This window comes from Bailinhaonella thermotolerans, assembly GCF_003594875.1.
Lineage (GTDB): Bacteria > Actinomycetota > Actinomycetes > Streptosporangiales > Streptosporangiaceae > Bailinhaonella > Bailinhaonella thermotolerans.
In genome coordinates this window covers 1-22,887 of sequence record NZ_QZEY01000035.1, presented here as the reverse complement: position 1 = coordinate 22,887, position 22,887 = coordinate 1, and the positions used below count along the sequence as shown (strand labels likewise).

34 protein-coding genes are annotated in these 22,887 nt (G+C 73.7%); 5 read left to right on the top strand and 29 right to left on the bottom strand.

Annotation, left to right across the window (positions count from 1 at the left end; genetic code table 11):
* From D5H75_RS40210 to D5H75_RS40195, 4 genes are all read right to left on the bottom strand, one after another.
* A partial coding sequence (locus D5H75_RS40210; protein WP_202638989.1) for a hypothetical protein occupies positions 1 to 880 on the bottom strand: 880 nt, incomplete at its 3' end.
* Positions 881 to 955: 75 nt separating this feature from the next.
* A complete protein-coding gene (locus tag D5H75_RS40205; protein WP_147425467.1) occupies positions 956 to 1,213 on the bottom strand; it encodes a hypothetical protein in 258 nt (85 codons plus the stop codon).
* A 129-nt stretch (positions 1,214 to 1,342) separates the two neighbouring features.
* On the bottom strand, positions 1,343 to 1,519 hold the full coding sequence (locus D5H75_RS42530; RefSeq protein WP_202638988.1) for a hypothetical protein: 177 nt from the start codon (positions 1,517 to 1,519) through the stop codon (positions 1,343 to 1,345).
* A 599-nt stretch (positions 1,520 to 2,118) separates the two neighbouring features.
* Entirely contained in the window at positions 2,119 to 2,514 is a 396-nt protein-coding gene (locus D5H75_RS40195; RefSeq protein WP_119931893.1) for a hypothetical protein, read from the bottom strand.
* A gap of 37 nt (positions 2,515 to 2,551) precedes the next feature.
* Here D5H75_RS40195 and D5H75_RS40190 point away from each other — a divergent pair, with 37 nt between their 5' ends.
* On the top strand, positions 2,552 to 2,797 hold the full coding sequence (locus D5H75_RS40190) for a hypothetical protein (protein WP_119931892.1): 246 nt from the start codon (positions 2,552 to 2,554) through the stop codon (positions 2,795 to 2,797).
* On the opposite strand, the gene D5H75_RS40185 is transcribed toward D5H75_RS40190, so the two are convergent.
* The 13 genes from D5H75_RS40185 to D5H75_RS40125 all read right to left on the bottom strand — a co-directional run bounded on the left by D5H75_RS40185 (position 2,794) and on the right by D5H75_RS40125 (position 13,283).
* Entirely contained in the window at positions 2,794 to 3,147 is a 354-nt protein-coding gene (locus D5H75_RS40185) for a hypothetical protein (RefSeq protein ID WP_119931891.1), read from the bottom strand. The genes D5H75_RS40190 and D5H75_RS40185 overlap by 4 nt on opposite strands.
* Before the next feature lie 34 nt (positions 3,148 to 3,181).
* Positions 3,182 to 3,907 (bottom strand): hypothetical protein, encoded by a 726-nt coding sequence (locus D5H75_RS40180; protein WP_119931890.1) that lies wholly within the window; start codon positions 3,905 to 3,907, stop codon positions 3,182 to 3,184.
* Between the two features lie 64 nt (positions 3,908 to 3,971).
* The gene (locus D5H75_RS40175) at positions 3,972 to 5,525 is read right to left on the bottom strand and encodes a terminase large subunit domain-containing protein (protein WP_202638987.1); all 1,554 of its coding nucleotides are present in this window, start codon (positions 5,523 to 5,525) and stop codon (positions 3,972 to 3,974) included.
* Complete coding sequence (locus tag D5H75_RS40170) at positions 5,512 to 6,105, bottom strand: hypothetical protein (protein WP_119931888.1); 594 nt, start codon at positions 6,103 to 6,105, stop codon at positions 5,512 to 5,514. The genes D5H75_RS40175 and D5H75_RS40170 overlap by 14 nt, the downstream gene beginning before the upstream one ends.
* A 159-nt stretch (positions 6,106 to 6,264) precedes the next feature.
* The gene (locus D5H75_RS40165; RefSeq protein ID WP_119931887.1) at positions 6,265 to 6,570 is read right to left on the bottom strand and encodes a hypothetical protein; all 306 of its coding nucleotides are present in this window, start codon (positions 6,568 to 6,570) and stop codon (positions 6,265 to 6,267) included.
* 295 nt (positions 6,571 to 6,865) lie between these two features.
* On the bottom strand, positions 6,866 to 7,636 hold the full coding sequence (locus D5H75_RS40160; protein ID WP_119931886.1) for a peptidoglycan-binding protein: 771 nt from the start codon (positions 7,634 to 7,636) through the stop codon (positions 6,866 to 6,868).
* Between the two features lie 344 nt (positions 7,637 to 7,980).
* A complete protein-coding gene (locus D5H75_RS40155; RefSeq protein WP_119931885.1) occupies positions 7,981 to 8,346 on the bottom strand; it encodes a hypothetical protein in 366 nt (121 codons plus the stop codon).
* Between the two features lie 179 nt (positions 8,347 to 8,525).
* Positions 8,526 to 9,656 carry a hypothetical protein gene (locus D5H75_RS40150; protein ID WP_119931884.1) on the bottom strand — a complete coding sequence of 377 codons (1,131 nt, stop codon included), beginning with the start codon at positions 9,654 to 9,656 and terminating at the stop codon, positions 8,526 to 8,528.
* A gap of 19 nt (positions 9,657 to 9,675) precedes the next feature.
* Positions 9,676 to 9,981 carry a hypothetical protein gene (locus tag D5H75_RS40145; RefSeq protein ID WP_119931883.1) on the bottom strand — a complete coding sequence of 102 codons (306 nt, stop codon included), beginning with the start codon at positions 9,979 to 9,981 and terminating at the stop codon, positions 9,676 to 9,678.
* Positions 9,978 to 10,298 carry a hypothetical protein gene (locus tag D5H75_RS40140; protein ID WP_119931882.1) on the bottom strand — a complete coding sequence of 107 codons (321 nt, stop codon included), beginning with the start codon at positions 10,296 to 10,298 and terminating at the stop codon, positions 9,978 to 9,980. The genes D5H75_RS40145 and D5H75_RS40140 overlap by 4 nt, the downstream gene beginning before the upstream one ends.
* Positions 10,299 to 10,308: 10 nt before the next feature.
* On the bottom strand, positions 10,309 to 11,349 hold the full coding sequence (locus D5H75_RS40135; RefSeq protein ID WP_202638986.1) for a tyrosine-type recombinase/integrase: 1,041 nt from the start codon (positions 11,347 to 11,349) through the stop codon (positions 10,309 to 10,311).
* A gap of 380 nt (positions 11,350 to 11,729) precedes the next feature.
* On the bottom strand, positions 11,730 to 12,716 hold the full coding sequence (locus D5H75_RS40130; protein WP_119931880.1) for a hypothetical protein: 987 nt from the start codon (positions 12,714 to 12,716) through the stop codon (positions 11,730 to 11,732).
* A gap of 81 nt (positions 12,717 to 12,797) precedes the next feature.
* Positions 12,798 to 13,283 (bottom strand): hypothetical protein, encoded by a 486-nt coding sequence (locus tag D5H75_RS40125; protein WP_147425466.1) that lies wholly within the window; start codon positions 13,281 to 13,283, stop codon positions 12,798 to 12,800.
* A 166-nt stretch (positions 13,284 to 13,449) separates the two neighbouring features.
* On the opposite strand from D5H75_RS40125, the gene D5H75_RS40120 reads away from it, so the two are divergent.
* Both D5H75_RS40120 and D5H75_RS41115 read left to right on the top strand, forming a co-directional pair.
* Positions 13,450 to 13,719: a hypothetical protein gene (locus tag D5H75_RS40120; RefSeq protein WP_119931878.1), complete on the top strand. Its 270-nt coding sequence runs from the start codon at positions 13,450 to 13,452 to the stop codon at positions 13,717 to 13,719.
* Positions 13,703 to 13,975: a hypothetical protein gene (locus D5H75_RS41115; protein WP_147425465.1), complete on the top strand. Its 273-nt coding sequence runs from the start codon at positions 13,703 to 13,705 to the stop codon at positions 13,973 to 13,975. The genes D5H75_RS40120 and D5H75_RS41115 overlap by 17 nt, the downstream gene beginning before the upstream one ends.
* Before the next feature lie 73 nt (positions 13,976 to 14,048).
* Here the strand turns inward: D5H75_RS41115 and D5H75_RS40115 are convergent, their stop codons facing one another.
* Both D5H75_RS40115 and D5H75_RS40110 read right to left on the bottom strand, forming a co-directional pair.
* Complete coding sequence (locus tag D5H75_RS40115; RefSeq protein WP_147425464.1) at positions 14,049 to 14,372, bottom strand: hypothetical protein; 324 nt, start codon at positions 14,370 to 14,372, stop codon at positions 14,049 to 14,051.
* Between the two features lie 25 nt (positions 14,373 to 14,397).
* The gene (locus tag D5H75_RS40110; RefSeq protein ID WP_119931876.1) at positions 14,398 to 14,964 is read right to left on the bottom strand and encodes a hypothetical protein; all 567 of its coding nucleotides are present in this window, start codon (positions 14,962 to 14,964) and stop codon (positions 14,398 to 14,400) included.
* Between the two features lie 317 nt (positions 14,965 to 15,281).
* Between D5H75_RS40110 and D5H75_RS40105 the strand changes: the two genes are divergently transcribed.
* Both D5H75_RS40105 and D5H75_RS40100 read left to right on the top strand, forming a co-directional pair.
* Entirely contained in the window at positions 15,282 to 16,526 is a 1,245-nt protein-coding gene (locus tag D5H75_RS40105) for a helix-turn-helix domain-containing protein (RefSeq protein ID WP_119931875.1), read from the top strand.
* Positions 16,527 to 16,677: 151 nt separating this feature from the next.
* Complete coding sequence (locus D5H75_RS40100; RefSeq protein ID WP_119931874.1) at positions 16,678 to 17,019, top strand: hypothetical protein; 342 nt, start codon at positions 16,678 to 16,680, stop codon at positions 17,017 to 17,019.
* A 94-nt stretch (positions 17,020 to 17,113) separates the two neighbouring features.
* Here D5H75_RS40100 and D5H75_RS41110 read toward each other — a convergent pair whose 3' ends face one another.
* From D5H75_RS41110 to D5H75_RS42525, 10 genes are all read right to left on the bottom strand, one after another.
* Entirely contained in the window at positions 17,114 to 17,341 is a 228-nt protein-coding gene (locus D5H75_RS41110; RefSeq protein ID WP_147425463.1) for a hypothetical protein, read from the bottom strand.
* 947 nt (positions 17,342 to 18,288) lie between these two features.
* Positions 18,289 to 18,771 carry a hypothetical protein gene (locus D5H75_RS40090; RefSeq protein WP_119931872.1) on the bottom strand — a complete coding sequence of 161 codons (483 nt, stop codon included), beginning with the start codon at positions 18,769 to 18,771 and terminating at the stop codon, positions 18,289 to 18,291.
* Positions 18,772 to 18,913: 142 nt separating this feature from the next.
* Complete coding sequence (locus D5H75_RS40085; RefSeq protein WP_119931871.1) at positions 18,914 to 19,450, bottom strand: hypothetical protein; 537 nt, start codon at positions 19,448 to 19,450, stop codon at positions 18,914 to 18,916.
* Positions 19,451 to 19,640: 190 nt separating this feature from the next.
* Positions 19,641 to 20,159: a hypothetical protein gene (locus D5H75_RS40080; RefSeq protein ID WP_206781984.1), complete on the bottom strand. Its 519-nt coding sequence runs from the start codon at positions 20,157 to 20,159 to the stop codon at positions 19,641 to 19,643.
* Positions 20,159 to 21,058 carry a ParA family protein gene (locus D5H75_RS40075; RefSeq protein ID WP_119931869.1) on the bottom strand — a complete coding sequence of 300 codons (900 nt, stop codon included), beginning with the start codon at positions 21,056 to 21,058 and terminating at the stop codon, positions 20,159 to 20,161. The genes D5H75_RS40080 and D5H75_RS40075 overlap by 1 nt, the downstream gene beginning before the upstream one ends.
* Positions 21,059 to 21,145: 87 nt before the next feature.
* Entirely contained in the window at positions 21,146 to 21,355 is a 210-nt protein-coding gene (locus D5H75_RS40070) for a hypothetical protein (protein ID WP_119931868.1), read from the bottom strand.
* A complete protein-coding gene (locus D5H75_RS40065) occupies positions 21,352 to 21,573 on the bottom strand; it encodes a hypothetical protein (protein ID WP_119931867.1) in 222 nt (73 codons plus the stop codon). Before D5H75_RS40065 ends, D5H75_RS40070 begins: the two co-directional genes overlap by 4 nt.
* A gap of 112 nt (positions 21,574 to 21,685) precedes the next feature.
* Positions 21,686 to 22,072 (bottom strand): hypothetical protein, encoded by a 387-nt coding sequence (locus D5H75_RS40060; protein WP_119931866.1) that lies wholly within the window; start codon positions 22,070 to 22,072, stop codon positions 21,686 to 21,688.
* Positions 22,069 to 22,350, bottom strand: coding sequence for a hypothetical protein (locus D5H75_RS40055; RefSeq protein WP_119931865.1), 282 nt, complete (start codon positions 22,348 to 22,350; stop codon positions 22,069 to 22,071). The genes D5H75_RS40060 and D5H75_RS40055 overlap by 4 nt, the downstream gene beginning before the upstream one ends.
* Before the next feature lie 3 nt (positions 22,351 to 22,353).
* A complete protein-coding gene (locus D5H75_RS42525) occupies positions 22,354 to 22,851 on the bottom strand; it encodes a hypothetical protein (RefSeq protein WP_119931864.1) in 498 nt (165 codons plus the stop codon).
* Positions 22,852 to 22,887 lie beyond the last annotated feature (36 nt).

Genomic DNA, 22,887 nt, shown 5'->3' with positions numbered 1-22,887 from the left:
GGCCCACCGCCGCGTCGGGCACGCGCGCCATCATCGGCACCACCGCGGCCGCCGACTGCCGATCCCGTAGCGGCGTCGTCATCGCCTCGATCAGCGCGCCGTAGAAAGGGTCATCGGGGTAGGTGGGGTTGCTCTCGGCCCCCTCCGGGGTCGGCGCCGAGATCGACTCGGGCAGCAGCAGCAGGCCCGCGCCCGCTAGGCGGCTGTCCGTGGTCGCCTCGACGTGCTGAGACACCCCGATCAGGCGCCGCAGCGTCGACCGCAGCGCCCGCACGGGAGAGTCAGCGACGAACGCGTGCCGGCCATGGGGACGCCAGATCCGCACCACCACAGCATGCTCATCCGGCGCGGCCCCCTCGTCCGGATCGCGCGTGATCCACTGGTCCGTTTCCGGCAGCCGGAGCTCGATCTTGCCGCCCTGCAGCGCCTTGAACTCCTCGCCGTTGGACAGGGCAAGCCAGCGCCGCCGCCCCTCGTGGTCGAACCCGACGAGATAGGACTCGCCCGGGATGGACAGGTGGAGCGCGAGCCGGGACAGCAACGCCCCATGCCCGCCGGCACCCCGGGCGATCTCCTCGAGGGGAGCGTGCAGCCGCTCATCGGTGACCGGCTCGGGGTCCGGACCCCCGTCCGGGCTGACCCGGGCGACATAGAGCCGGCACCGGCTCATCGCGTTCGCGACCCAGCCCACGCCCGCACGCAGCTCCGGGACCTCGTCGTAGTACTCCCACGCCGTACCCTGCCAGTCCATCACCTTGGGCAGGATCTTGACATCGGAGCGCCGCACCATCGCCGCCGAGGCGATCATGACGCGGCGCGGCGACCGCCCCGGCGCGTCGACGGTCGTCGTGTGCTGCTTGTACTTGTTCCACCAGGCCATATACGGTCCCCCCGGGCCCCGGATGTGATCCCCTCATGGCGCGCAGGCCGCCCCCCAGCGCCCGCGCCGTACGGCTTACGCGCCGCCGATCCCTAGCCGCGCCTGCGCCGCGGCGTACAGATACGAGATGGTGAGCGCGCCGGCCGGGATCGCCCACAGGGCGGTCACGTCGAGCGGGTGACCGGAGGCGAGGTAGCCGCACCCCCACCAGGCCAGCGCCCACCACCAGGACAGGCACCACGGGCACGAGACGAGCGTGGCCGCCTTGCTCTGCGGCCCCCACCGGCCGATCACCCACGCCCGGACCGGCGACGCCAGGTCATCCCAGATCACGAAATGCGTGGCACGTGCCGTTGCCCCCAGTGCCAGCGCAAACACCCCGATTAGCAGCACGGGGAGATCGTAATGCGCGCGTATGCCCGATATCGGCACGCCGCGCGGGGGCGCGTCACACCGCGACGCTCAGGGGGCGGCGTGCTCGATCTCGTCCGCGATCTGCTCTGCCTGCAGGGCCTGCATGTCCCGGTCGGCGTCCTGCTCCCGAACGTGTCCCCAGCCGCCATGTAGCTCTGAGTAGTCGGGGATGCGGGGCAGGTTGACATATAACGGCTTAGCGAGCACCGCGACCTGGGCGAACACCGGCACTCCGCGTTATCAGCGAACGCCCCGCCGGACTCATCCCGGAAAACGTAGACCGAAACCCTCCCGTGGACAGCGTCCTCGTCACACGGGGTGACCTGGGGTAATCCGTCCACCTTGGGGCTGGGGACACGTTCGGGAGCAGGACGCCCGGTCCCAGATCTGGCCCAGGGTAAGCCCCGTGCCGGGGACGGCGCGGTATCGGGCGGCGCGGTCCCGGTATCGGGCGGCGATGCGGCGGCGCTCGTCGGCGCGTATCGCCGCCTCTGCCACCTCGGTCACGGGCTCACACATCGCGCTCTCCGAGCTGGGGGGTGATCGGGGCTGCGCCCGGGGCCCTCCGGTGACCAGTGAGGAGAAGTTGAGGACAACCCTCGGAAGGAGACCGAGACAGGCCGCACCGGGCGCAGCAGGGGAACGATATCGGTCTCGGCCCGGCTATGCGAGATCGCGGGAATGAAGCCGCGCCCGGGGAACGAGGTCCCGGGCGCGGGAGACCGGCAGGGCCGGGCGCGGTCCTACACGGTGTGCTGTGTGCGTTCGGCCGTCCGCAATAAGGCCGCCGGCGGCGAGACCGCCTGCGGGTTGTCGTGCACGGGTCAGAATAGCCGCGGCCGGGACGGGTCGACCAGGGCCCAGCTCTGCCCGTGCTCGCCCATATCCCACATCTGCGTCGCCCCGCAGGCGGGGCAGCGGAAGGCGACCAGGCGGCGCGCCACGGGCGCGGGCCGGGCCTCCTGCCTGCGGTAGGCGCGGCCGCTGCGCGTCCGGGTCGGCCGCTCGACGACGACCGCGCCCGGATGCTCGGGGGCGACGGTACCCCAGGTGATCCACACGCGGCCGCCGTACCCGCACGGCACGCAGCCCGAGGGGATGCAGTGCACGCGGGAGGCGACGTCCCAGGGGTCCCAGCGGACCGGGCGGCCGTCGTGCTCGGGGTAGTCAGGAGGCGGCTGCGGCCACGCCAGGCGCAGCCCCGGAGGCGCCGGGATCATAGGCGCAGCCTAGACCAACGCTGCCAGGATGGGTCGTATGACCGATGATGCGCACGAGCCCGGCAACGCCCCGTTCGGGCAGATCATCCAACTCCTGCAGGCGGCAGAGCGCGTCATGATCGGCGCGGCGTGGGCGCTGCATCGGGCGCACGCGCCGAGGCTGCCCGGGTACCGGGCGCACCGTCGCCGCTGCCGCATCTGCAACCCAGCCGGGTTCCCGCCGGCCCTGGCCGCCGACCGGGGCGCCTACCTGCGCCGGGTACGGCGCCGCCGCAGGTGCTAGGCGGGGTCTTGCCCGCTGATCGCGGCGATGAGCCGGTCACGTTGACGCTGTACCTCGTGCAGCGCGGCCGCCAAGTCCTCGAACGGCTTGGCGTACGGCTTGAGCCCGTCGGGGCCGTCGCTGCAGTTCCGTATGCGCGTGAGGGCTTCGACCGCGCCGCTCACGGTGGCCAGGTGCCCCGGCACCGCGAGCTCGGCCAGAACGAGCAGATGCGCGCGGGCAAGCAACTTCTCCGACGGGTGCCCCCCGAGGTGACGAATCCAACTCTCCGCGCGGCGTTGGATCATGGGCTGCTCGTCCAGCGGCACGAGCCGGCGCGGCTCGTCTGAGATCGCGTGGGCGTCGGTCATGGCGGTCTCCCGGGTAGTGGGGGTCGTGGCGGTCTTAGACGTGGGCGCCCGTGTTGGCGCTGACCTCGTCGCCGAGAGCCGCGTGCGCAAGGGCTGCGGCCAGGCATACGAGCATCTCGGGGATGAGCTGCGCGATTTTCTCGGCCTCGTCGCGCTGCTGCGCCCCATGCGGGGTGCGGGTTTCGGGCGGGCTGTCGCCGAGCTCGGTGGAGTACATCAGTTCGGCGGTCTGCGCCGCCGCGTAGGCGCCGCGCAGGGTGGTGACGGCGTCGCGTACGGGCTCGTCGAGGTCAGCGATGCCGACGGCGACGGCGTCGGGGTCGGGGAGCTGTGGCCGGTTCCACGCGCGCCAGGGCGGCCCGCCCGGGTCCTGGTCGTAGCCGCGGCCCGGTCTCCGGTCGCGCCGGTACAGCGTGCGCGCTTCGAGATCGGCCGCAGTGATATCGCCGCCGTGCCGGAGAGCGGATACCGCAGCGGCGGCCGCAGTGGTGTACCACCAGGCGATCTGAGCGAGATCCTCGCGGGATGCCCGTAGCCGGGCCTCGGCGCGTTCACGGCGCCGCTCGGAGGTGACGTGCCATGGGCTGGTAGCCGCTGCGCCCGCCCCGGTGGTGGCCTCGGCCCCTGAGGGGGGCTCGAGCGAGAGCGCCTCGCAGGCGAGCTCGGCGGCGCGCACCTCGTGTTCGGCCCGGCGCGCGGTCCTGGCCAGGTTGCGGAGGTAGGCGCGCGCTGTGGCGGTCAGCGCGGGCGGGTGGGGCATGGGGCCTCCCGGGTAGTGGGGGTCTGGTCGTCACGGTAACCCGCGCTGTGACGGGCTGTGGGGCTTATCGGCGCAGGGGGATTCCGGCCAGGCCGCGCCCGGTGCCAGCGGCGGTCTTGGACAGCCCGGCCGCGGTGGACACGACCGAGGAAGCGCCGGGGATCGGCAGCAGCCGCAGCGCCAGGTACACGCTGGCGTCGATCCGGCCGGGGCTGTCGGGGTCGAGCGGCTGCCACGTTGCCCACTCCTCCTCGAGCAGCGGGAGCGGGGCGGCGATGCGGATGTGATCTTCGGTGAGCGCCTGGGCGACGGGGTCGGCCCGCAGCAACTTGCCGGCCTTGCCGCGTACGGCCTCGATCCTGGGGGGCAGCTCGGCGTACCGGCCGGTCGGGTGCTCGCGGCGTAGCGCGTCCCACGCCGTACGGATAAGCCGGATGGCCATGTCCCCGCCGTAGTTGATCTCGACGATGATCAGGTCAGCGTCGGTGTCGGCGGCGACTTCGCAGACGCGGCGGGGCCACTCGGCGGCCGACATGACGCCGGAAGCGTCGTGGGTCCAGTACAGGCGCCGGTCGGAGGCGAGGTACCCGGCGATGATGCCGACGGTGTCGCGGCCGCCGCCGGCAGGGTCGACCGCGACCGCGCGGCGTGCGGGGCGCGCGGTCGGGTGGTAGTCGCGGCGCTGCCGGAGCAGCTCATAGGTGACAAGCGCGCCCTCGGAGGGTTGGGGGTTGCCCTGGTAGAGGGCGCCCCAGTCGCCGGGGCGGGTGGTGGCCTGCGCGTCGAGCCAGTGCCGCAGCGCGGCCGAGCTGTCGCGGGTGGGGATCTTCGGGTGGGTGAGCGGCTCACCCGCCTTCCGGCCGAGGGGGTCGGCGCCGCCGGTCAGCGCGGGGTCTGCCAGCGCGGGCAGGTGGATGACACGCCAGCGGCCGCCCTCGTCCTCGCGTCCCTCGTCGGCGAGGATGCGCGCGCCGAGGTCGTCGGGGTGCCATCGGGTCATCACGAGGATGATGGGGGCGCCGGGGGCGCGGCGGGTGAGCAGGTCCGCGGAGTAGCTGTTGTGGACGCGGTCACGCAACGTCCGGGAGTTGGCCTCGGCGCGGCTCTTGTGGGGGTCGTCGATCCAGATCGCGTCGCCGGGGTTGCCCGTGATGCCGCCGTCCATCCCGGCCGAGCGCAGGCCGCCGCCGGCGGTGAGCTGCCAGTTGTCGACGGCCTTGCTGCCCCGGTCGAGCACGAGGCCGTACGGGGCGCCGTACGCCTCGACCAGGCGGCGGACGCGGCGGCCGCGCCGATGCGCCAGGGACGCGGCGTAGCTGGTCAGGATGACCGCGTGGCGGGGGTGGCGGGCGAGCCACCAGAACACCCCCCACTCCGACACGGTGACGCTCTTACCGACCTGGGGCGGCGTGAAGATCGCCAGCCTTTCGACCCGGCCGGCGGCGACGTCGGCGAGCGCGTCCCCGATCAGGCGCAGGTGCGGCCGTACCCGGTAGGTATGGTCCAGCGCCCGCGCCAGCGTGACCGGCGTGGCCAGCACATCACCGCGCAGCGCCTCGAGCGACGCGTTGAGCTGCGCCAGGGCGGCGAGGTCGGCGGCCGCGTCAGTCGTCATCATCGGCCCCCGACGCTGCGGCGAGAGCGCGCTGTACGGCCTCGACGGTCTCGGCGATCCGGCGGCGCCGCTGCTCGGGCGAGAGCGCGGCTAGGTCGTCGCCGGTCGCGTCGAGCTGCACCGGGCCGCCGCCCGGGCCTGACACGGTCACCTCGACGCCGGCGCCGCCGTACAGGGCGCGCCGATGCCGCATCACCACGTCGAGCAGCCGCACCAGGTCAGCCGGTTTGAGGTGGCGGGCGTCGAGCCAGTCGAGCGACTCCCCCAGCCGCTCGGCGACCTTGTCGAGCAGCTCGGCGTCGGCGCGGGCCGCGTCGCGGGCGCGCGCCTCGAGCTCGGCCCGGTACAGCTCCCGCGCCTCGGCGTCGTACGCGTCCGCGCGCTCTCGCCAGCGCATGGCGGCGGCCACGCCGCGTAGATAGGGGGCGGTCAGTGCACGGGTTTCGGCGGTTTTGCGCACGGTACGGCCGGGGCCGAGCTCGAGATACGTCCGGAAGTGCGCGTACAGGGCGTCGCTCTCGCCGCTCTGGCGGTCCCATGGGTCGCGGTCGGTGTCGAGCTGCAGCCGCTCGGGCGGCTTCACGTCATCCCCCCTCTGCCTGCCCCCGGGGTGGACGTGCGTACGGCGGGAGCCGTACGCCTGCGCTGCTCGATCCCCCCGTTACCGAGCAGCGTGGGTGCCCTGGTCCCCCTAGTCCCAGGGCGGTGTACGGCCCCCGCCGATGTGATCACACGGTAGTGGTCACGGGGCGTTGCGCGGTGTAGGTGAGTTGGACGGTTTCGGCGTGTCGCGGGCGGGTTTGCGTCGGGCTGCCTGCTCGGCTTCCTCGGCGGCTTGTTCGGCCTCGGCGGCGGAGTCGGCGGCGCTGCGGCATTGGTCGATCGCGGCGGCCGCGTGCCGGTCGACGTCGTCGAGCTGGTCGCCCGCGCCGGCGGTGAGGAAGGCGTTGGTGCCGAGTAGGGCGGTGACGAGCACGGCGAGGATGCGGCCCCAGGGGAGGGACTCCCACCAGCGCTGCCGTTCGTCGAGCTGGTCTCGCCGATGCACGCCGCCCCCGCCTCCGCCGCTTCCTGCGCCGGCCGGGGCGGGGGCGGGCGGGTACGGCTCGCGCCGATGCTCGGGACGGTGCTCCGGACGCGGCGGCGGGTAGCCGTACGGGTCGCGGGGGCCGTACCCGTACGGCGGGGCGCCGCGGTGAGCGCCAGGCGGCGGGGGAGGCTCGGCGCGGTAGGTGCCGGTGTGGTCGGGCGGCTGCCCGTGGCGGTAGCCGTACGGGTCTGGCGTAGCGCCAAAATCGGGCCCGATCCTCCCCGAAGGGCGGTCGGGCGGGTGCTCGCTCATGTCATTTGCCCCCCTTGCTCCACGTGGCGCGCCAGGTGTCGGGGCCTACGATCCCGTCGACCACGAGGCGGGCGCGCCGCTGCAGCTCGCGGGCGGCGGCCGCCGAGCGCGGCCCGTAGATGCCGTCGGCGCCGGTCGGGCCGAGGTTGTAGCCGCGGCGGATCATCTGCCGCTGCCAGGTGCGGACGTGGTCCCCGCGCGATCCCTGCCGGATGAGGCGGCCCGGGTACGCGGGCGGCCGCGTGTCGGCGCCGCTGGCCGGCGGCTTCGGCTTGGGCTTGGCGCTGCCGCCCGGGGCACCGCGCCACCAGTGGCCGAACCCGACGTACTCGGCCGCGCCCCGGGTGCGCTCGGCGACCTCGCGGCGGGTGTTGGCCTCGATCGTGCGGATGACGCCGCCCCCGCGCACGTCGGTCACGATCCCGACGTGGTCGATCTTCTCGATGTCGTTGGAGCGGCCCCAGTCGAAGAACACCACGGCGCCCACGGCCGGCGCCGGCGACCAGCGGCCGCGGGCCTTGAACCACCGGGCGTGGGCCACGGTGTAGGCGAACCGGCCGACCAAGGGCGCGATGCCCGCCTCTTCAGCCCACTTGGACACGGCCATGTCGCACCACGCGGCCGGGCCGTAGGCGCTGCAGGAGACCCGCGCCGCCCGGCAATACCACTCCCCGTAGGGGGTGGGGAGTTTCTGGCCGCGAGAGTCGACGGGCTGCCGGTACCCCAGGTCAGCCCGCGCCGCCTTGATCAACCTCGTTCGCGCCGCGTCCATCTGCGTCCCCCCCGTGTTGTTGGCTGTACCACTCCTCAGGCGTCCCGGCCGCCTCGTATGCGGCGAGTGCCGCGAGCTCGGCGTCAGTCACCGGGGCCGGGTCTGTCCCCGTCGGCCCCGCGCCGGCGTACGGCTCGGGCGGCATCGGTTCCCCCGGCGGTTCCGTCCATTCCGGCTCGTCCGTCATGTGTCCCCCTCTCTCGCCGGCGGCGTCGCGTCCCCGCCGGTCCTGTCTCGGGTGTCGGGCTCGTCCGGCCAGCGGCCCCGCGCCCACCGCAGTAGCGCGGGCACGACAAACAGCGTGATCACCGGCAAGAGGAGCTCTTTAATCAGCTCCGGCCAGTTCATGCCGACGACCGGGGCCCGGCTAGGTCGACGAGCGTGCGGATGAGGCCGACGAGCAGTGCGACCACGGCCAGCAGCGCCCCGACCGCGGGCCGGTCGCTCGTGACATGCGCGACCGCCCGGGCAGCCCACCAGGCGCAGGCGAGCACGGCGAGCGTGTCGACATCACACGACCGGCCACCCCACCCCGTGGCGCAGATCGCGGCGAGCCCGGCCAGCCCGATACCCGCGGCGATGAAGAACCAGGTCACCACGGGTAGGTCATCGGGTGTGCGGGCGTCCGCGTAGACGCTGGCGACAAGGCCCGTGCCGATCACCGCGGCGAGGATGCGCCGGCCCCCGCACGAGCGTAAATATCCCCCCATGGGGCGTGATCGTAGCCCGCGGAGCTGCCGATATGCCCGATATGCGGGCCTCGACGCGCGGGGGTCAGCAGGAGTGCCGAAACGGTAAGCGCCGTCTCCCGGGGCGGCGTACTCTCAGGGCAGCCCCGGCGAGGGGACATCCGGTCATTTGTCACTCCGCACCTCGCCGGGGCTCGCGCCTACGGTGCGCCGTCGACGTATCCCGGCCGCGGCGGGTGGACGCGCCACGGGGCGCGCGGTGAGACGGGCTCGGTCCCGTCGGCGATCTTGACCAGAGCGGCCATGGTCAGCCGCGCGTCGAGCAGGAGATCCCCCGTCGAGCCGGGGTGGCGGCGCGGATACATGGGCTCGAAGTGCTGGGGGTCCTCGGCGAGGCGCGTCGGCTCGGCGTGGTAGCGCGCCCACACCTCCCGCACCGTGACAGTGTGCAGGTAGGCCCGCTGCCCGGTGATCTCGGGCCCGGTCGGCGCGTCTGGCCACTGCACGTGCATCCAGGGGTACGCCTCGGTCGCGGTCATCTCCGACCACCGCTTCGGGCCGACCAGGCGCGCGGCTTCGTCGGCGTCCCTGCGGGCCTGCTGGTCGGCGGCGCTCATGTCGTGGTTGGCCAGCATGACCAGCGGCCAGAGCGCCCACCGGTGCCATGACACCCACACCGGCAGCGCGGCGCCGGTGCCTCTCGGCCGCATCATGTCGTCAATGCGGCCGATCGCGTCGCGGTAGGTGATGGCCCCGGCCCGGGAGCCCGTCCCGGGTGGGATCAGCTCGACGTCGAGGATGACTGAGTGGACGTCGAGCCGTAGCGGTGCCGGCCACTCGACGAGCACGAGACGGCGCGGCTCGTCGGCGTCGTCGGCCGCGACCACGACCGCGGACCGGTCGGCGAGCTGCTCGACGACCCGCGCGGCACCGCGCCGGTCCGTGGCATGCCGCCCATAGTGTATGAGCACAGCGCGGCACGTCGGGCACAGCCGCCCGGGGTACGGCTCGACGTGGCCCGGGGGCGGCGTGTCGGGCGTGACCGCCGGGTGCGTGCGGGCGTCGCATCGGGCGCAGATGTGGCGGGCGGCCGAGGCGCGGCGGACCGCGGCGAGCTGCGCCGGCGTCGGGGCCGGCTTGAGCTCGGACGCGTCCAGGTCATACAGCGGCGCGTGCCGGTTGCCGTGGTACCGGACACGGCCGACCGGTACGGCGCCGCGGCGCAGGCGGCGGGGCGGGTCGAGGCGGCCGAGCTGCGTCTTGGTGTAGAGCCCGTCGGGCACGGCGTCCCAGGTGGTGTAGCAGGGCAGCTCGGCGGTGAGCTCGGCCATGCGGGGTCCTTTCTGGGGGTCATGGGGGTTCTTCTTTCTGGGTCATGTGCCAGCGGTCGGCGGCCGCGAACAGGGAGGCCCGGTCAGGGTGTGCGTCGATCGCGGTGGTCAGGCCGTACACGTGGTGCCGTAGCGCCTGCAGCTCGGCCGTCAGCTCGGCTATGCGCGTCTCGGCCTGGCCGAGCTCCTCGACCGTGGTGGGGCAGGCACAGGGCGCGTCCCAGTCCTGGACACGGTCGGGGCAGCCGGGGATGAGCAGCCGCGCGTCGGGGTCCTCGGCCGGCGCGATCCACGCGCACCGCAGCATGCGAGCCTGCCCGGTCATGGCTGCTCGGCCCTCGCATCGGGCTTGGTGAGTTGCGCGAGGAGTTGCGCCGCGGCGTGCAGTTCCTCGCGCTCGTCGGGGGTCATCAGGGCAAGGTCGGCGCGGATCTCGGCGACCTTGCCGCGCCGCGCGAGGGTGATCGCGCGAGCGGCAGGCAGATGGTGCATGAGCGCGGCGATGCCGGGAGCGAACCGCGAGACTGCCTCGAGTAGCTCGTCTTGCGCGCGCCGTACGGCGTCGCCGAGCTCTGCGGGGAGCTGTCGGACGTCGGCGGCGGTCGCGTTCAGCAGGCGGTCGGCGTCGGTGAGGTCGGACATGGGGGGTCTCCTACAGCCAGTGGGCGGCGGGGTTGTGGCGGGCGGCGTCCTCGAGCCGGGCGTACCGCTGCACCTGCGGCGATCCTTCGGCGAAGCCCGCGATGGCGGCGACGTGGTTGGGCAGCGCGCCGGCGCGCAGGGAGCGGGTGACGAAGGTCGCGCGGCCGGAGTGCCCGCGGATCTTGCGGGTGATGCCGGCGGCCCGGGCGCGCTTGCGGACGCGGCGGCCGATCTGGTCGGCCGACAGGCGCCCCTCGCGCGCCTCGACGGTGGTGGCGCGCGGCTGGGGCGGGGCGAGCACGTCGCCGGCGGTGCCGGTGAGGGCGCGCCACAGCGGCCCGGAGGTGACGCCCTGGCCGTGGAGCCAGCGCAGCCAGGTATAGACGGCGGTGACGGGGCACAGCTCGGCGACGCGGGCGCGGTGGATCGGGGCGGCGTGGCCGCGCGCGCCCTGGTCGGCCTTGCTCACGCCGATGTAGGCCCACACGGTCATCTCGTCGCCGCTGTGGTCCTCGCGGATGTCGCCGACGTCCATGACGGCGAGCATGGACGAGCGGGCGCCGATGCCCACGCCGAGCATGATGAGCGCCCAGTCGCGCAGGTCGATCGGGCGGCGCGGGTCGAGCTGCCCCTTGATCTGCAGGAGCTCGTCGAGGGTGTAGGCGTCGGCGCGGTTTTCCCGCCAGCCGGCGCGGGTGGCGTCGGCCCGGTAGGCGACGGCGGCGCGCAGCGCGGGGCGGTGGTCGGGCGCCTGGCCGAGTTTGTCGCGGATGTGCCAAGTGACCCCGGCTACGGCGCGTTGCACCGAATTGGGGGATCGGTTGTGATCAGATAGCCAGACGGCGAACCCGACCAGGTGATCGGGGGTCGCGTGCAGGGGGGACGTAATACCGTGCTGCTCGGCGAATTCGAGAAAGCGGCGCCAGTCGGCGGCGTACGCCTTGCGCGTGTTCGCGGCGGTGCGCTGCCCGGCGGCGCGGCCGCGCTCGATCAGCTCGGCCAGGCCCGCGCCGGGGAGCTCGAGCTGACCACCGCCGTCGAGGAACGTCACCTTGCCTCCCGTCTGCCGATGGCGCCGGGCCCGCGTCCGGCGCGCTGCTCGGGTCGAGCGTAGTCCCCTCCCCCGACATTCGTACGGATAATGTTCGTTATACGGGCGGGTCGCGGCCCGGATAGGGCAGGTCACGGGGTTACGGCGGGGAAGTAGAGGTAGGGCGGGCGTGGCGGGAACCCGCGCGCGTCCCGGACGGCGCGGCGCTTCATGCCCCGATGGGTAGGTCTCGGATCGTTTGTCCGGGTACGGGGAGCGGGGGGAGCGGCCGCCGCGGACCGTAGTGGATAAGAGCTGTGCGGCGGGCCCGGCTTTACGACGTAGATTTCGGGCCGGGCGCGCCGCGGCGAGGAGGATCGGTACAGCCATTAGCGGTACGGCTACAGGTCTGTCTCGTGCACCTCGACGACGTTGTCACCCCACGCCGGCCCGTCCGGGTCGATGAGATCCCACGCGAGCACCCTCGCGCTCGGCGGGTTGGGCTGGCGCACGCCCGGCCGGTCGGGGAAACGGCCCCTCACGTACCGCTCGCGCCAGGCCGCCACCTGCGGAGTGTCCGGCAGATAGCCCCAGATGTCGGCGGCCGGGCGCGCGGCGACCGCCTCGGCCAGGTCCCGCCGCAGCCAGCCGCACAGCCGCTCGCGCCGGGCCTCGCGCCGCGCCGCCTGCTCGGCCGCGGCCTGCGGCAGCGCCCGCCAGGCGTCCAGCGTGACCGGCTCGCCGGCCTCTTCGACCGCCTCCCACCCCAGCAGGGATCGCAGCCCGGCGCGGCCCTCCCACGCCAGATACCAGCGGCCCGCCACCTCGGCCAGGGGCCCGCCCGGCGCGTCCGCGAACACGGTGGTACGCCCGGTGCGGGCACTGGTCACGGCCAGCACGGCGCCCCTCAGGCCCGACAGGCGCACCTCGCCGAAATCGTCGGTGTCGGCGCGCAGCTCGGCGTTCAGCCACCAGCGCCGCCCGCTCCAGCAGCCGCGCTCAGACCACACCGTCAGCTCGACCGTGTCATCGGCCGGGGAGCGCACATGCGCGCGCACGTTGCGATCGCGGCGGTTGAGCACGCTGTGCACCCCGGCCGCCAGGCGCCGCGCATCCCCGCCGGCCACCTGCGCCAGCAGATCCACCAGCGCCGCCCCGCGCACGAAGATGCGCTCCTCCAACGGGCCGGTGGTGTCCAGGCGCGCCCACAGCGGCCCGAGCTCGATCTCATCGGCGCCGGCGTGCAGCTCGGGCCAGGCGGCCGCCTGCGCCGCGCGCGCCTGCTCCTGCTCCCGCGCGTCCTGCGCGTCCTGCCGCAGGGACTCGGCGGTCGGGGGCAGGCCGGCAAGGTCGCGCTCCCACGGCGCCATGCTCCCGGGGTCGTGCATCACTGGTCTCCTGTTCCTCGAGGCGCGTCCGGGGTGGGCGCGCCGGCCGATCCCCTCGCAAAGGGGCGATGAGGCCCGGGGTCAGTCCCGGGAGAGCGTGACGGCGTAGCCGTCGGCCAGGTGCTCCCACGGAACCCAGCCGCGCGCGTCCACGCTCAGGCCGGCGTCGCGTACGGCGTCCACCGCCCCCTGTGCTGTGTGTGCGCGGGTGGTGTGCGACGGCCCGAGCGTGGGGGACAGCCGCATGCGCGCCTCGCGCTTGGAGTTCCGGTAGACCCACACGGCGGTGTCCTCCGACCATTGCTCCCCGGCACTGATCTCGACGTCGGCCAGGGCCTCGAGGGCGGTGGCGCACACGTCCTCGGCCCGCAGGATCTCCAGGACGACCGGGCGGCCGTAGCCGCGCACGCCGGTCACGCGGCGATCGGCGCGGCGGGCGATCTCGTTCGCGCTGACGCCGGCGCTCGCGGCGGCGCGGATGGCGGCGCGGATGGACTGGTCAGCGGCCTGGATCGTGGCCGTGACCTGTAGGGCCAACCGCTCTTGCTCGCGCGTCAACTTCTCCACGGACACTCCATCCGTAGTGGTCATAATTATGACCAGTAACCTACGGGGGGCCCGGACCCCGGTCAAGGCGCCGACCGGTATCCGTCTCGATCCCCTCACCTACTACAGATGGACAACCGCCCGGACCGTTCCGGATGAGACCGGACGGCCTGCGTAGGCTGCGGACATGACCAGCCCCCGACGCCCCGCGGAGACCGGGCGCCACCTGCGACACATCGCCGCCTACATGCTCGTCTACTGGGCGCTGTGGGCGGTCCTCGCCCTCGCCGCCAGACAATGGGGCGTCCTGCTCGCCGCCGCGATGACACTCGCCGTCTTCGGCCACATCGCCCGCATCGCCGGCCAGATCAGCCCCCCGCAGACACAGGCGCGGCCGACGCGGGGCCACATCGTCATCCTGCCGCGCGTCCGGTGCGGGGATGACCGGCCATCCTGAGCGCCCCGGGCCCCTCGTACGGCTGCGCGGCGCCGGGTTCGTGCCGCTACTGCGCTGGACACAGCGCACCGACGGATCGTGGTGGGCGAGTGTGCTCATGACATCGCTACGCCAGACCGAGGGATTCAGCGATCGGCGCAGCCCCTTCGAGCAGCGTGTGCGAGACGTGCCCGCCGGCGACGTCGAGCGGGTCGACGGCGAGGACTACTCGCGGGTCCGCACGGTCGACCGCCACGGCCGCGTACTCCGCGGCTGACCGAGCAGCCGCACCGTCAGCTCGAATCCCGCCGTCCCCTCACCCAGGGTCCGGGCGACGCGGACGCGGGCGATCATGAGGTGCGCGTACGGCCGTACGGCCCGAAGGTCGCCCAGAACCAGCGGTCAGGGTCTACGCCGCCGGCGACGGCTGCGGCGGCGCGGCGGTCGGCGTCGTCGAGGTGCTCGGCAACCCACGCCTCGAATCCCTCGGGGGGCCCGTCGTACCGCAGGTGCACGCCGGGGCCGAGGATGGCCGCGCCCTCTTGGATCACGAGGTACCGGTGCGGCTCGAGCTCGGGCGCGAGGGGGCCGGTCATGACGCGCTGCCGTGTCCACCACGGGCGGTGGGTCTGCCACCAGAGGATGAGTCGCGCGGGGAGGTTCCATCGCGGCACGGAGTACCCGTATCGGGCGTATCCCCTAGTCAAGGCCGCAGTCCCTCCGTGACACGCTTCGCTCGCTATCTCTGAACGTAGCGTCGAACGGCTCTCCTGTGGAGATGACGCCGGCGGTTCGCACAACCGTTCTCCATCGGCCGGCGACGCAGAGGGCGGTCACGTGCTTCTTCACCTCGTTCGGGTGGGGGAGCCGGTTGGAGAATTCGCGGGGACTTTGCCGTGTCCACTTCCCCCCGATCTTCTTCTCGAGCCACAGCGTCATGTTGTGGCTGCGGGGCCGCTTGGTGCATTGCGCTGCGGCCGACCCCACGATCCGCTCTTGGCCGCCCATCTCTTGGATCTGGACTTTGTAGCTCACCCCGCATTCGGCGACGCCGCCGCCTTTCCCCCCTGACCCGCACTGGCCTCCGGCCGCGACCACGATCACGCCGAGGAGGATGCGGGCGTGGGCCCACCGCCAGTAGCCGGGGCGCATGATGTCGTGCAGGCGCACGCCGTACGGCCGGGGGCGGCCGCGCCGGTCCAGGACCCATCCGGCCGCGATGGCGACGGCCAGGAGCGAGGGGGATGTCACGAGGGCCCAGAGCATGCCGACTCCCGGATAGGGGACTGCGGTCCCGTGGGCTCTGGCGCCGCGTGTGATGCTCGCGGGTGCTCAGATATCCGGGGTACTGCCCACGACCGCCCTCACGGTACGCCCTGGCGGCGGGGGCGGCTAGATGCCGGCGCGGCTCTGCTCTAGGCCGCTGACGGCGGCGCGGATCTCGATCACGGGCGGCTCCTCCCGGCGGGGGAAGGCCGCCCGGCGACAGACGGCGGGCGGCCCCTGGTGTTCCGCCCGCCCGGGCGCCCGCGTACGGGCGTAGCCTGGCGGTGTCTCTCGGAACTCCCTCAGGGTAGGCCAACATGCTTGACGATTTGGCCGGTCTGCGGACCGGCGAACGCATCCAGCGGATACGCGAGCGCCGGGGGATGTCCCGGCCTGTGCTGGCGGGGCTGGTGGGGCGCTCTGCGTCGTGGCTCAAGGGGATCGAGACGGGGCGTCGGCTGCCGCCTCGGGTCGACCAGCTCGCGCGCCTGGCGGTGGTGCTCAACGTGTCCGACGTCATGGAGCTGGCGGGCGTGGATCTCGACCTTCCCGCCGGCGGTACGTCGCTGCCGGTGACGTCGTTCTCCCGTATCCCGCACGACTCCATCCCCGCGGTGCGGGAGGCGATCCATCATCACGTGCTCACGCCCGACGATCACGCGATGGACATTGAGTCGCTCGCGTCGCGGGTGGAGCAGGCGTGGCGGCTGTGGCACGCCTCGCCGACGCAACGGACGGACGTAGGCCGGGTCCTGCCGACCCTGATCACGGATACGCGCGCGGCGACCAGGAGCAGCGCGGGGCCGCAGCGGCGGCGCGCGTACGCGCTGCTCGCCGACGTGTACGGGCTCGCCGAGCAACTCCTGTCGTGGACATCCGAGCCGGAGCTTTTGATGATCGCCGCCGATCGGGGGATCACCGCCGCGCAAGAGGCAGACCAGCCCGAGACCCTGGCCGGCGCGGCGTGGGTGGTCGGGAACGTGCGCCGGGCGATCGGGGACTACGAAGGGGCCTTGGAGCTGATCGACGACGCGCGGGCGCTGCTGCGGCCGCGGCTCGAGGGCGGCTCGGCGCACCTGCGGGGGATGTGGGGGGCGCTGCATCTGCACGCGGCGATCACCTGCGCGCGGGCCGGGCGCGAGGGGGACGCGTGGGCGTACTGGGATGAGGGGCACGCCACCGCCGAGCGGCTCGGCGCCGACTACGTCCACCCTTGGACCGTGTTCAGCCGGGGCAACGTCGCCGTGCACGCCGTGTCGGTGGGCGCTGATCTCGGACAGCCGCGGACCGCGAGGGACCGCGCCGAGCTCGTCGACCCAGACAGCGTGCCGAGCTTGGATCGGCGCGCGCGGCTGCTGATCGAGACGGCGCGGCCGTACCACCAGCGCGGCGACCATGGCGGCGCGCTGCACTGGCTTCGCCGCGCCTACTCGGTCTCGTCCGAGACGGTGCATTACGCGCCGCTGGCGCGGCAGATGGCGAGCGACATCGTGGACCAGGGCGGCCCTCTGATCGAGCGGGAGGCCCGGAAGTTCGGGGAGCTGCTCGGCCTAGCCGTCTAGCCGTGTGACGGCGGGGTGCGGAGTGCGCCCCGGGACGGATGCGCGCGGCGCGCCCCTTGAGGTCGGGGCGCGCCGCGCGCCTGTTGTCCCGTGGCGTGGCGCGTACTCTCGCTTGCCTCACGTGACGCCCTGCGATCACCGGAGGACCCGGATGACAGCCCCCCACCGCACGACGCCCGCCGGGCGGCCCGCGCTGATGGCGCGCCGCCTGGTCGCCGCTCTGGCTAGTCACCGCATCCGCGTGCAGATGTACGGAGCGATGGACGGGCGGGCTCTGGTGTCGGTGTATCCGGATCTGGTCGTGGTCTGTGACGGTCAGCTCTACCAGTGGTGGACCGGGCGGGAGAGCGAGTCGGGCCGGCCGGTGATGGCCTACGGGCACGCGGCCTCCGTGGCGTCCACGGCGCGGCGGGTGATGGCGCGCCGTGAGGAGCTGCGGCGGCGGTGGCCGGTGGTCGCGTCGCTGGGTGAGGATCTGTCGTGGGTGGCCTGACGGCGCCGGTCGTCGCGTGCGGCCAGGTGTGGAGCACGGCGCGGGTGGCCGCGTCGCTGGCGCAGACGTCGCCGGCGCTGCGGGCGGCCGCGCATCAGATCGCCCAGGAGCTCGCCGACATGTTGGCGGCGCGCGGCATCTGCGCGAGCGTGCGGTGTGAGCCGTCGAGCGCGCTGGTCGACGTGTGCCCCGAGCTGGTGGTGCGTGTCGACGGGCGGGTGTGCTGCTGGTGGAGCGGCCAGTGGGACGCGTCCGGGGGGCCGGTGTGGACGCTCACCCACGCGCGGCCGCGCGGGGCGCTGCTGTTCAGCGTGTGGCGCATCGCGCGGCGATACGAGATGTTGCAGGCGCGCGCGGCGGCCGCGACCGCGCGGCGCCGGCGAAAACCTCTGGGGCGGTCGGCCGGCCTGCGCCAGAGACCCCCGCGGCCCGGGTGCTCTCCCACTCCTCCTCGGTCTGAGAGCTGGGGTGGGTGGTGGAGCACGGAGCAGCCGGGCCGCGGGACCTAGCGCCGCGGCGGCGCGACAAGTCGAGCGATCTCCCACCCCGTACGTCCCCCCTGACCGAACGGGGCCCCTCCCGCTGTCCTTCCGGGCAGCGTTCCCGCTCCCCTGTCGCGCCGCCCGCGGCCGCAGACTCCCGTGACCGGTGTCCCTGCCCAGCCCTCCGGGGGGTTGCGCAGGGTGCGCGCGCCGGTCACGGGGCCTACGCGGCGGGCGGCGTCGCAACACCTGAGGCACCCGCGAGATCTCACTCATCCACTCCCCCGACGTCGGGAGTGGGAGCCTCAGGCACGTTCAGCGCCGCCCGCCGTCACCAACAGCGCGTGTCATACCGGACACAATCTTGATCTAGCGCCACAGTCGCCACCCCGCTAAAGTCGAACTCGCGTTCGATTGGCGACGGGCGCAGCTTCGCCGGCCTGCTGGGCACCGTGGGGGGACACGCCCCGGCCCGCGAAGCACCCGCTCCACGGTCGCCTGCGCGGGCCGCCTCGGGCCCGACGTGGGGGGCCCGGCCGCCTGGCGACCGGGAGCATGAGGGAGGGGGCGCCAGCCGTACGGCTGGCGCCCCCTCGGGCTGCAGCGGCGGCGCGCGCGGAGGGGATGTCGGGGGGGCCGTACATCCGAGCGCGCCCGCTGCTGCGGAGACATGTCTACAGCGCCCCGGGGGCGGCGCGCTAGGAAAAGGATGATCTTCGTCGTTCTTTCCTGACATTCAGGACTGGGGCCGGGCGCCCGGAGGGGAGCGCCCGGCCTGCGATGTGCGTCAGGCCGCGGCCAGCTCGGCGGCGGGGGCCGTCACGGGCGTGATGCGGATGACGTAGCCGGTCAGCATCTCAACGCGGGCCGTGGCGGTGCTGCGCAGGTAGGGGCCCACCTGGACCGTGGAGCCGAGGTAGGCGGTGGCGGTGACGTCGACGCCGCCCCACAGCGCCAGGCGAGCCCACGCGTCGGGCCCGGCGATCCACTCGATCAGGTAGGAGCCGTCGGCGCCGGGGATGAGGCGGGGGGCGCCCACCTCCTCGATCCACCGCGCGTAGCGGTCGCAGATGGTGTCGAGGAGGTGGGCGGCCTCGGCGGCGGCGGCGTAGGCGTGCGGCCGCGCGGTGGCCAGCTCCGCGTACGCGCGGGCGGCGTGCAGGGTGCGCCACACGCGGCGGCTCATCCGGGCCTCGGGGGGCGTGACGGTGAAGTCCACGACGCTCCACGGGGTGAGCCGGTCCTGAGTGGGGCAGACGACCATGCGCATTCTCTCGGTCCTTCCTTGGGGGTTGTCCTCACGAGTTAATGTACATGTATCTGCGTCCATTCGCAACATGGGTGGGGGGAGTCGTGGGGTGGATGACTCCCACGCCGGCGAACAGGAGGGGAGGGGGTGGGGGCCGTGGCCGTTACAGGCGGCGGGCGCAGGCGGGGTGAACCCCGTCGCCCGGCGCGAGCAGGGCGCGGCCGCACACGCACACATGCGTACGACGCCCCCACGCCGCGGCCTCCGCGACGTCGAGGCGGTCGGCGGCCGCCAGGCGGCGCGCGGCGCCGGCGGCGTACTCCCAGCGTCCCCCTTCATACGGTGCACCGGGGCGGCCGCCGATCAGCACCAGGCGGTCGGCGTAGAGGCCCCGACGCCCGTGCCGAGTCCGGTACACGACCCCGTCGACCAGGTACACCGCCTCCTCGCACTCGCCGGCGCCTGCGGGGAGGCGGGCGGGAAGCGGCTTGAGGATGTCGATCACTGCCGAGACGTCGGCCGCGCGCGGCCGCGCCACGCTGGTGGCGGCCACGAGTTCGTCGAGGCGGTCGCGGTCGGCTCGCGACAAGCGGGCGCGGTCGCGGTTGTGGATCAGGGCGCGGGCGTAGCCGACAGCCCGGGGGCTGGCGAGGCTGTCGCGGTCGCGCGCGGGGCGCGCGGCACGGGTGGGGCGATCCATCACGGCATGCTCCGTTCCGAGTGGGAATCGACCCTTCAAATGTACACGAAACTGTGTCTATTTAGTATCGCTCGGAGCGGGAATCTTGGGACGTTCTCGCAGGTCAGAACGACCCCTGTCACGCGCAGAGGCGCCCGTACGTCTGTCATTTCACGTACGGGCGCCTCTGCGGGGCAGGTAGGTCAGCGGTTTACCAAGCGTCCTCGTCCTCGGCCTCGGCCATGGCCGCCGCGCGTGCGTCGAGGTGGTCGGCGATCGCCCTCGGCGGGTTGTACAGGCCCGCGCCGGCGAGCCATGCCCGTACGGCGCGGGGGTCGTCGCCGGCGTCGAGCGCGACGTCTACCGCGGCGCCGAGCTCGTCGACCGCGGCCTGCAGCTTGGCGCGCAGGCTGGCTACCTGCAGGGCGCTGGTGACCACCATCCGCTGTCGGATGCGGTCGGGCAGCTCGGCCCGGCCGTCGGCCGCGGCCTCCGGTGGTGTCGGCTTGGGCTGCGGGCGCCGGGGCTCGGCGCGAGCCGTACGGCTCGGGCGGCCGCTGGCCTTGCGCTCGGGCGCAGGCGGGTGGTCGCGGGGCACGTCGGCGGGCACCTCCTCGGTACGCACGACAGCGGGCGGCCGGTCGAGCGGGTGGCGGTCAGGGTCGTTGACCGAGGGGGGCAACGCCGGCGCCGGGGTGGGCGGAGGCGGCGGTGCGGGCTGGACTGCCATCACGCCGCCTCCCCGAGCAGCCGAAGCGCCTGGCTGTCGAACCACTCGGCCGGCTCCCGGCCGATCGCCCCGAAGTGCGACAGGGGCAACGCGCGGTCGGTCGCTTTGTTGACCGCCTCCCACCGTCGCATCACCAGCACGGGCATGTGCTCGCCATAGGCGGTCTCGGCCTCGGCCAACCGCTCTCGGGCAATGGCCCGCTTGGCACGGTCGTCGCCCATGTCGACAGCGGCGGCGATGATCGCCCCCATGACAAGCCCGGGGTTGAGCCGCTTACGTATCCGGGCGATGGTGTGCGACAGCTTGGCCGCGCCGTCGACACCGAACCGGTGAGGCTGGATCACCACGTCGACCTCATCGGCGTAGGTGAGACCGTTGATCGACAGGACTCCGAGGGAGGGCGGCAGGTCCAGCAGGATCAGGTCATAGAGATCGGCCACGCCCTCACACGCGGTGGCCAACCGAATCTCCCGATCGACACCCGCGTCTGTCTCGCGCTCGGCCGCGAGCAGGCTACAGGGGATCACGTCGATTCCCGCCGGCCACACCTGGGCGTCGGCGGGAACGATCGCCGAGTGGGCGCAGCCCGGCACGGCGTCACCGGTCTGCGGGTCCGGGGTGAGGATCTCGGCCACGGTGTAACGCCCGGGCGTGGCCCGCAGCGTGCTCGTCGCATGGCACTGGGGGTCTAGGTCGATCACCAGCACGCGCGCGCCCCGGGAGGCGGCCGCGGCGGCGATGAGAACCGTGGTGGTCGTCTTGCCGACGCCTCCCTTCTGGTTCGCGAACGCGACGCGGCGCCCAGGGCGCTTGTACCTGCCGACCCCCTTGGGCAACGGGGCTCTATCGGGCGCCGGCGGGGCGGCGGCCCGCTCGGGCGGTAGTGCGGTTGCGGTCATTTGGCGGTGTCCTTCATTCGGGTAGTTCGGGCGTGGCCCATAGGTCAGGGTAACGAGGCGCCGTGCGGCCGTGGGGCAGCCGAGCCGTTACCACTCCGGGTCGACGGCGTTGGCGATGGCGTCGCGGGCGGCCGCGTCCATGGTCGGCCCGTGGCCGGTGCCGGCCTGGTACGAAAGGTCTCCCCACGGTCCGCGCAGGTAGTAGCAGGCGCGGAACGCGCCGCCCTCGGGGGCGATCTCGATGCGCGCGTGCAGGGGCAGATCGGAGGGCGTGAGAGGCGCGGTGGTGGGTGTCATTCCTCCCCGCCCCTCTCCGCGTCGGCGATGGCGGCCAGGGCGGCGGCCTCGAGCGTGTCGCCCGTGCCCTCCCCGTCGTACGCGTCGTACGGGTCGTGCCCGGGGAGCGGGGGCGCCTCCTCGGGGCCGTACCAGTACAAGGCGTGATAGGTGCCCTCTCGCACGGTGATCTCGAGCCGGGCCCCGTTGGGGAGCCGGTCGGGGGATAGCGCGCTCATGATCTGGGGTCCTTTCTGTGGCGAGGGGCGCCCCCTCCGCCTTGACGAGGGGGCGCCCCGGTTGGTGGCCGGGTGCCCTCTCGCCGCGCAGGGGCCCCGGTCTCAGGGGTGGTCAGTGGGGACGGTACTGGTAGCCGCTCACGGCCGTACGGCGGCGCGGGGCCGGGGCGGCGGCCGGCCGCGTGCGCCGTACGGGGCCGCGCTCGCGCCGGTCGAGGTAGTCGCGGGGGTAGAGCGCGGGGGCGGGGCTGCGCCCGTCCCGTATGGCGCGCTCGCGGTGGGCGATCCAGGCGACCGCGTCGGCGATCTCCTCGGCCACCTCGCGCGGGAGCGCCGGGGTGCTGGTGATCGGCAGGGCGTCGGCGTCGCCCGCCTCGTCGGCGAGCTCGGCCGCGATGCACAGATCGACCCACCGCGCGTGGGCGGGCCGGTCGCCGGCGGCCGCGCGCAGTTCCTCGAGCAGCGCGCGGCCCTGTGGGGTCATCCCGTCCTCGGTCATGTCGCCCGGGACAGGAGGATGTCGGTCTCCTCCGTGTCTGCCAAGACGAGGATCTCAAAATCCCCGTCGTAGAAGAACGGGATGGAGTGATGCGCCCGCGAGCGGCGCGTGAGCGGCCGTCCCAGGACGCTCACGGCCCACTCCTCCCCGCGCTGGCCCAGGACGCGCATCCCGGCGGCGACGGCGTCGGGGTCGACGAAGGGGGCACGGGCGGCCTCGGCGCGGCCGCGCGCGTGGAGCTCGGCGAGCCGGCGGGGCGGGATCAAGGTCGTGGCCATGGCTCAGGCTGCGTGGGGGTCGGCGGCGGGGGCCGGGCAGGGGCACCGGTACTTGATGGGGGTACCCCACTCGGCCGCGTCGAGCGTGATGGTCTCGGCCCTGCCGCATTCCACGCAGCGCACGGTGTGTTCACGCGGGGCGGAGACCAGGTCGACGGGGCTCGCGGCCGGCAGGGTCAGCGGCTCGTCGTGCTCAGCGACCAAGAGCCGCACGAAGCCGGGGAGCACGGCCGAGGGCGCGGCCTCGACGACCTGTAAGACGCGTTCCCGCAACGGCGAGTTGTTGATCTTGAACTTGTCGCCCGGGCGGAGGAAGGCCATGGCGTGGGTGCCGTACAGGGCACGGTCGGACACCATGAGCTCGGCGCGGCGCGGCGCGGAGGCGGGCGTGGCCGGGGAAGGCGGGGGGATGTAGGGCCTGGGCAGCCCGGCGGGGTGCGGGGCCGCCTGAGGGGCGGGGTGGGGGGCGGGCTCGGTGACGGGGTGCCCGTTCGTCTCCATCTGTCTGCTCCTATCGGGGTGCGGGCGGTCGGGGGG

What these genes read in the sequence shown, in the direction of transcription:
- D5H75_RS40085 (WP_119931871.1), bottom strand. Translation starts at nt 19,450, where the DNA reads ATGGATCGCCCCACCCGTGCCGCGCGCCCCGCGCGCGACCGCGACAGC.
- D5H75_RS40110 (WP_119931876.1), bottom strand. Translation starts at nt 14,964, where the DNA reads ATGCTCTGGGCCCTCGTGACATCCCCCTCGCTCCTGGCCGTCGCCATC.
- D5H75_RS40090 (WP_119931872.1), bottom strand. Translation starts at nt 18,771, where the DNA reads ATGCGCATGGTCGTCTGCCCCACTCAGGACCGGCTCACCCCGTGGAGC.
- D5H75_RS40060 (WP_119931866.1), bottom strand. Translation starts at nt 22,072, where the DNA reads ATGACCGAGGACGGGATGACCCCACAGGGCCGCGCGCTGCTCGAGGAA.
- D5H75_RS40100 (WP_119931874.1), top strand. Translation starts at nt 16,678, where the DNA reads ATGACAGCCCCCCACCGCACGACGCCCGCCGGGCGGCCCGCGCTGATG.
- D5H75_RS40185 (WP_119931891.1), bottom strand. Translation starts at nt 3,147, where the DNA reads ATGACCGACGCCCACGCGATCTCAGACGAGCCGCGCCGGCTCGTGCCG.
- D5H75_RS41110 (WP_147425463.1), bottom strand. Translation starts at nt 17,341, where the DNA reads ATGCGCCACACGCTGAACAGCAGCGCCCCGCGCGGCCGCGCGTGGGTG.
- D5H75_RS40070 (WP_119931868.1), bottom strand. Translation starts at nt 21,355, where the DNA reads ATGACACCCACCACCGCGCCTCTCACGCCCTCCGATCTGCCCCTGCAC.
- D5H75_RS40180 (WP_119931890.1), bottom strand. Translation starts at nt 3,907, where the DNA reads ATGCCCCACCCGCCCGCGCTGACCGCCACAGCGCGCGCCTACCTCCGC.
- D5H75_RS40075 (WP_119931869.1), bottom strand. Translation starts at nt 21,058, where the DNA reads ATGACCGCAACCGCACTACCGCCCGAGCGGGCCGCCGCCCCGCCGGCG.
- D5H75_RS40190 (WP_119931892.1), top strand. Translation starts at nt 2,552, where the DNA reads ATGACCGATGATGCGCACGAGCCCGGCAACGCCCCGTTCGGGCAGATC.
- D5H75_RS40140 (WP_119931882.1), bottom strand. Translation starts at nt 10,298, where the DNA reads ATGTCCGACCTCACCGACGCCGACCGCCTGCTGAACGCGACCGCCGCC.
- D5H75_RS40175 (WP_202638987.1), bottom strand. Translation starts at nt 5,525, where the DNA reads ATGATGACGACTGACGCGGCCGCCGACCTCGCCGCCCTGGCGCAGCTC.
- D5H75_RS40195 (WP_119931893.1), bottom strand. Translation starts at nt 2,514, where the DNA reads ATGATCCCGGCGCCTCCGGGGCTGCGCCTGGCGTGGCCGCAGCCGCCT.
- D5H75_RS41115 (WP_147425465.1), top strand. Translation starts at nt 13,703, where the DNA reads ATGACCGGCCATCCTGAGCGCCCCGGGCCCCTCGTACGGCTGCGCGGC.
- D5H75_RS40150 (WP_119931884.1), bottom strand. Translation starts at nt 9,656, where the DNA reads ATGGCCGAGCTCACCGCCGAGCTGCCCTGCTACACCACCTGGGACGCC.
- D5H75_RS40055 (WP_119931865.1), bottom strand. Translation starts at nt 22,350, where the DNA reads ATGGCCACGACCTTGATCCCGCCCCGCCGGCTCGCCGAGCTCCACGCG.
- D5H75_RS40105 (WP_119931875.1), top strand. Translation starts at nt 15,282, where the DNA reads ATGCTTGACGATTTGGCCGGTCTGCGGACCGGCGAACGCATCCAGCGG.
- D5H75_RS40155 (WP_119931885.1), bottom strand. Translation starts at nt 8,346, where the DNA reads ATGGGGGGATATTTACGCTCGTGCGGGGGCCGGCGCATCCTCGCCGCG.
- D5H75_RS40120 (WP_119931878.1), top strand. Translation starts at nt 13,450, where the DNA reads ATGACCAGCCCCCGACGCCCCGCGGAGACCGGGCGCCACCTGCGACAC.
- D5H75_RS40160 (WP_119931886.1), bottom strand. Translation starts at nt 7,636, where the DNA reads ATGGACGCGGCGCGAACGAGGTTGATCAAGGCGGCGCGGGCTGACCTG.
- D5H75_RS40080 (WP_206781984.1), bottom strand. Translation starts at nt 20,159, where the DNA reads ATGGCAGTCCAGCCCGCACCGCCGCCTCCGCCCACCCCGGCGCCGGCG.
- D5H75_RS40130 (WP_119931880.1), bottom strand. Translation starts at nt 12,716, where the DNA reads ATGCACGACCCCGGGAGCATGGCGCCGTGGGAGCGCGACCTTGCCGGC.
- D5H75_RS42525 (WP_119931864.1), bottom strand. Translation starts at nt 22,851, where the DNA reads ATGGAGACGAACGGGCACCCCGTCACCGAGCCCGCCCCCCACCCCGCC.
- D5H75_RS40145 (WP_119931883.1), bottom strand. Translation starts at nt 9,981, where the DNA reads ATGACCGGGCAGGCTCGCATGCTGCGGTGCGCGTGGATCGCGCCGGCC.
- D5H75_RS40065 (WP_119931867.1), bottom strand. Translation starts at nt 21,573, where the DNA reads ATGAGCGCGCTATCCCCCGACCGGCTCCCCAACGGGGCCCGGCTCGAG.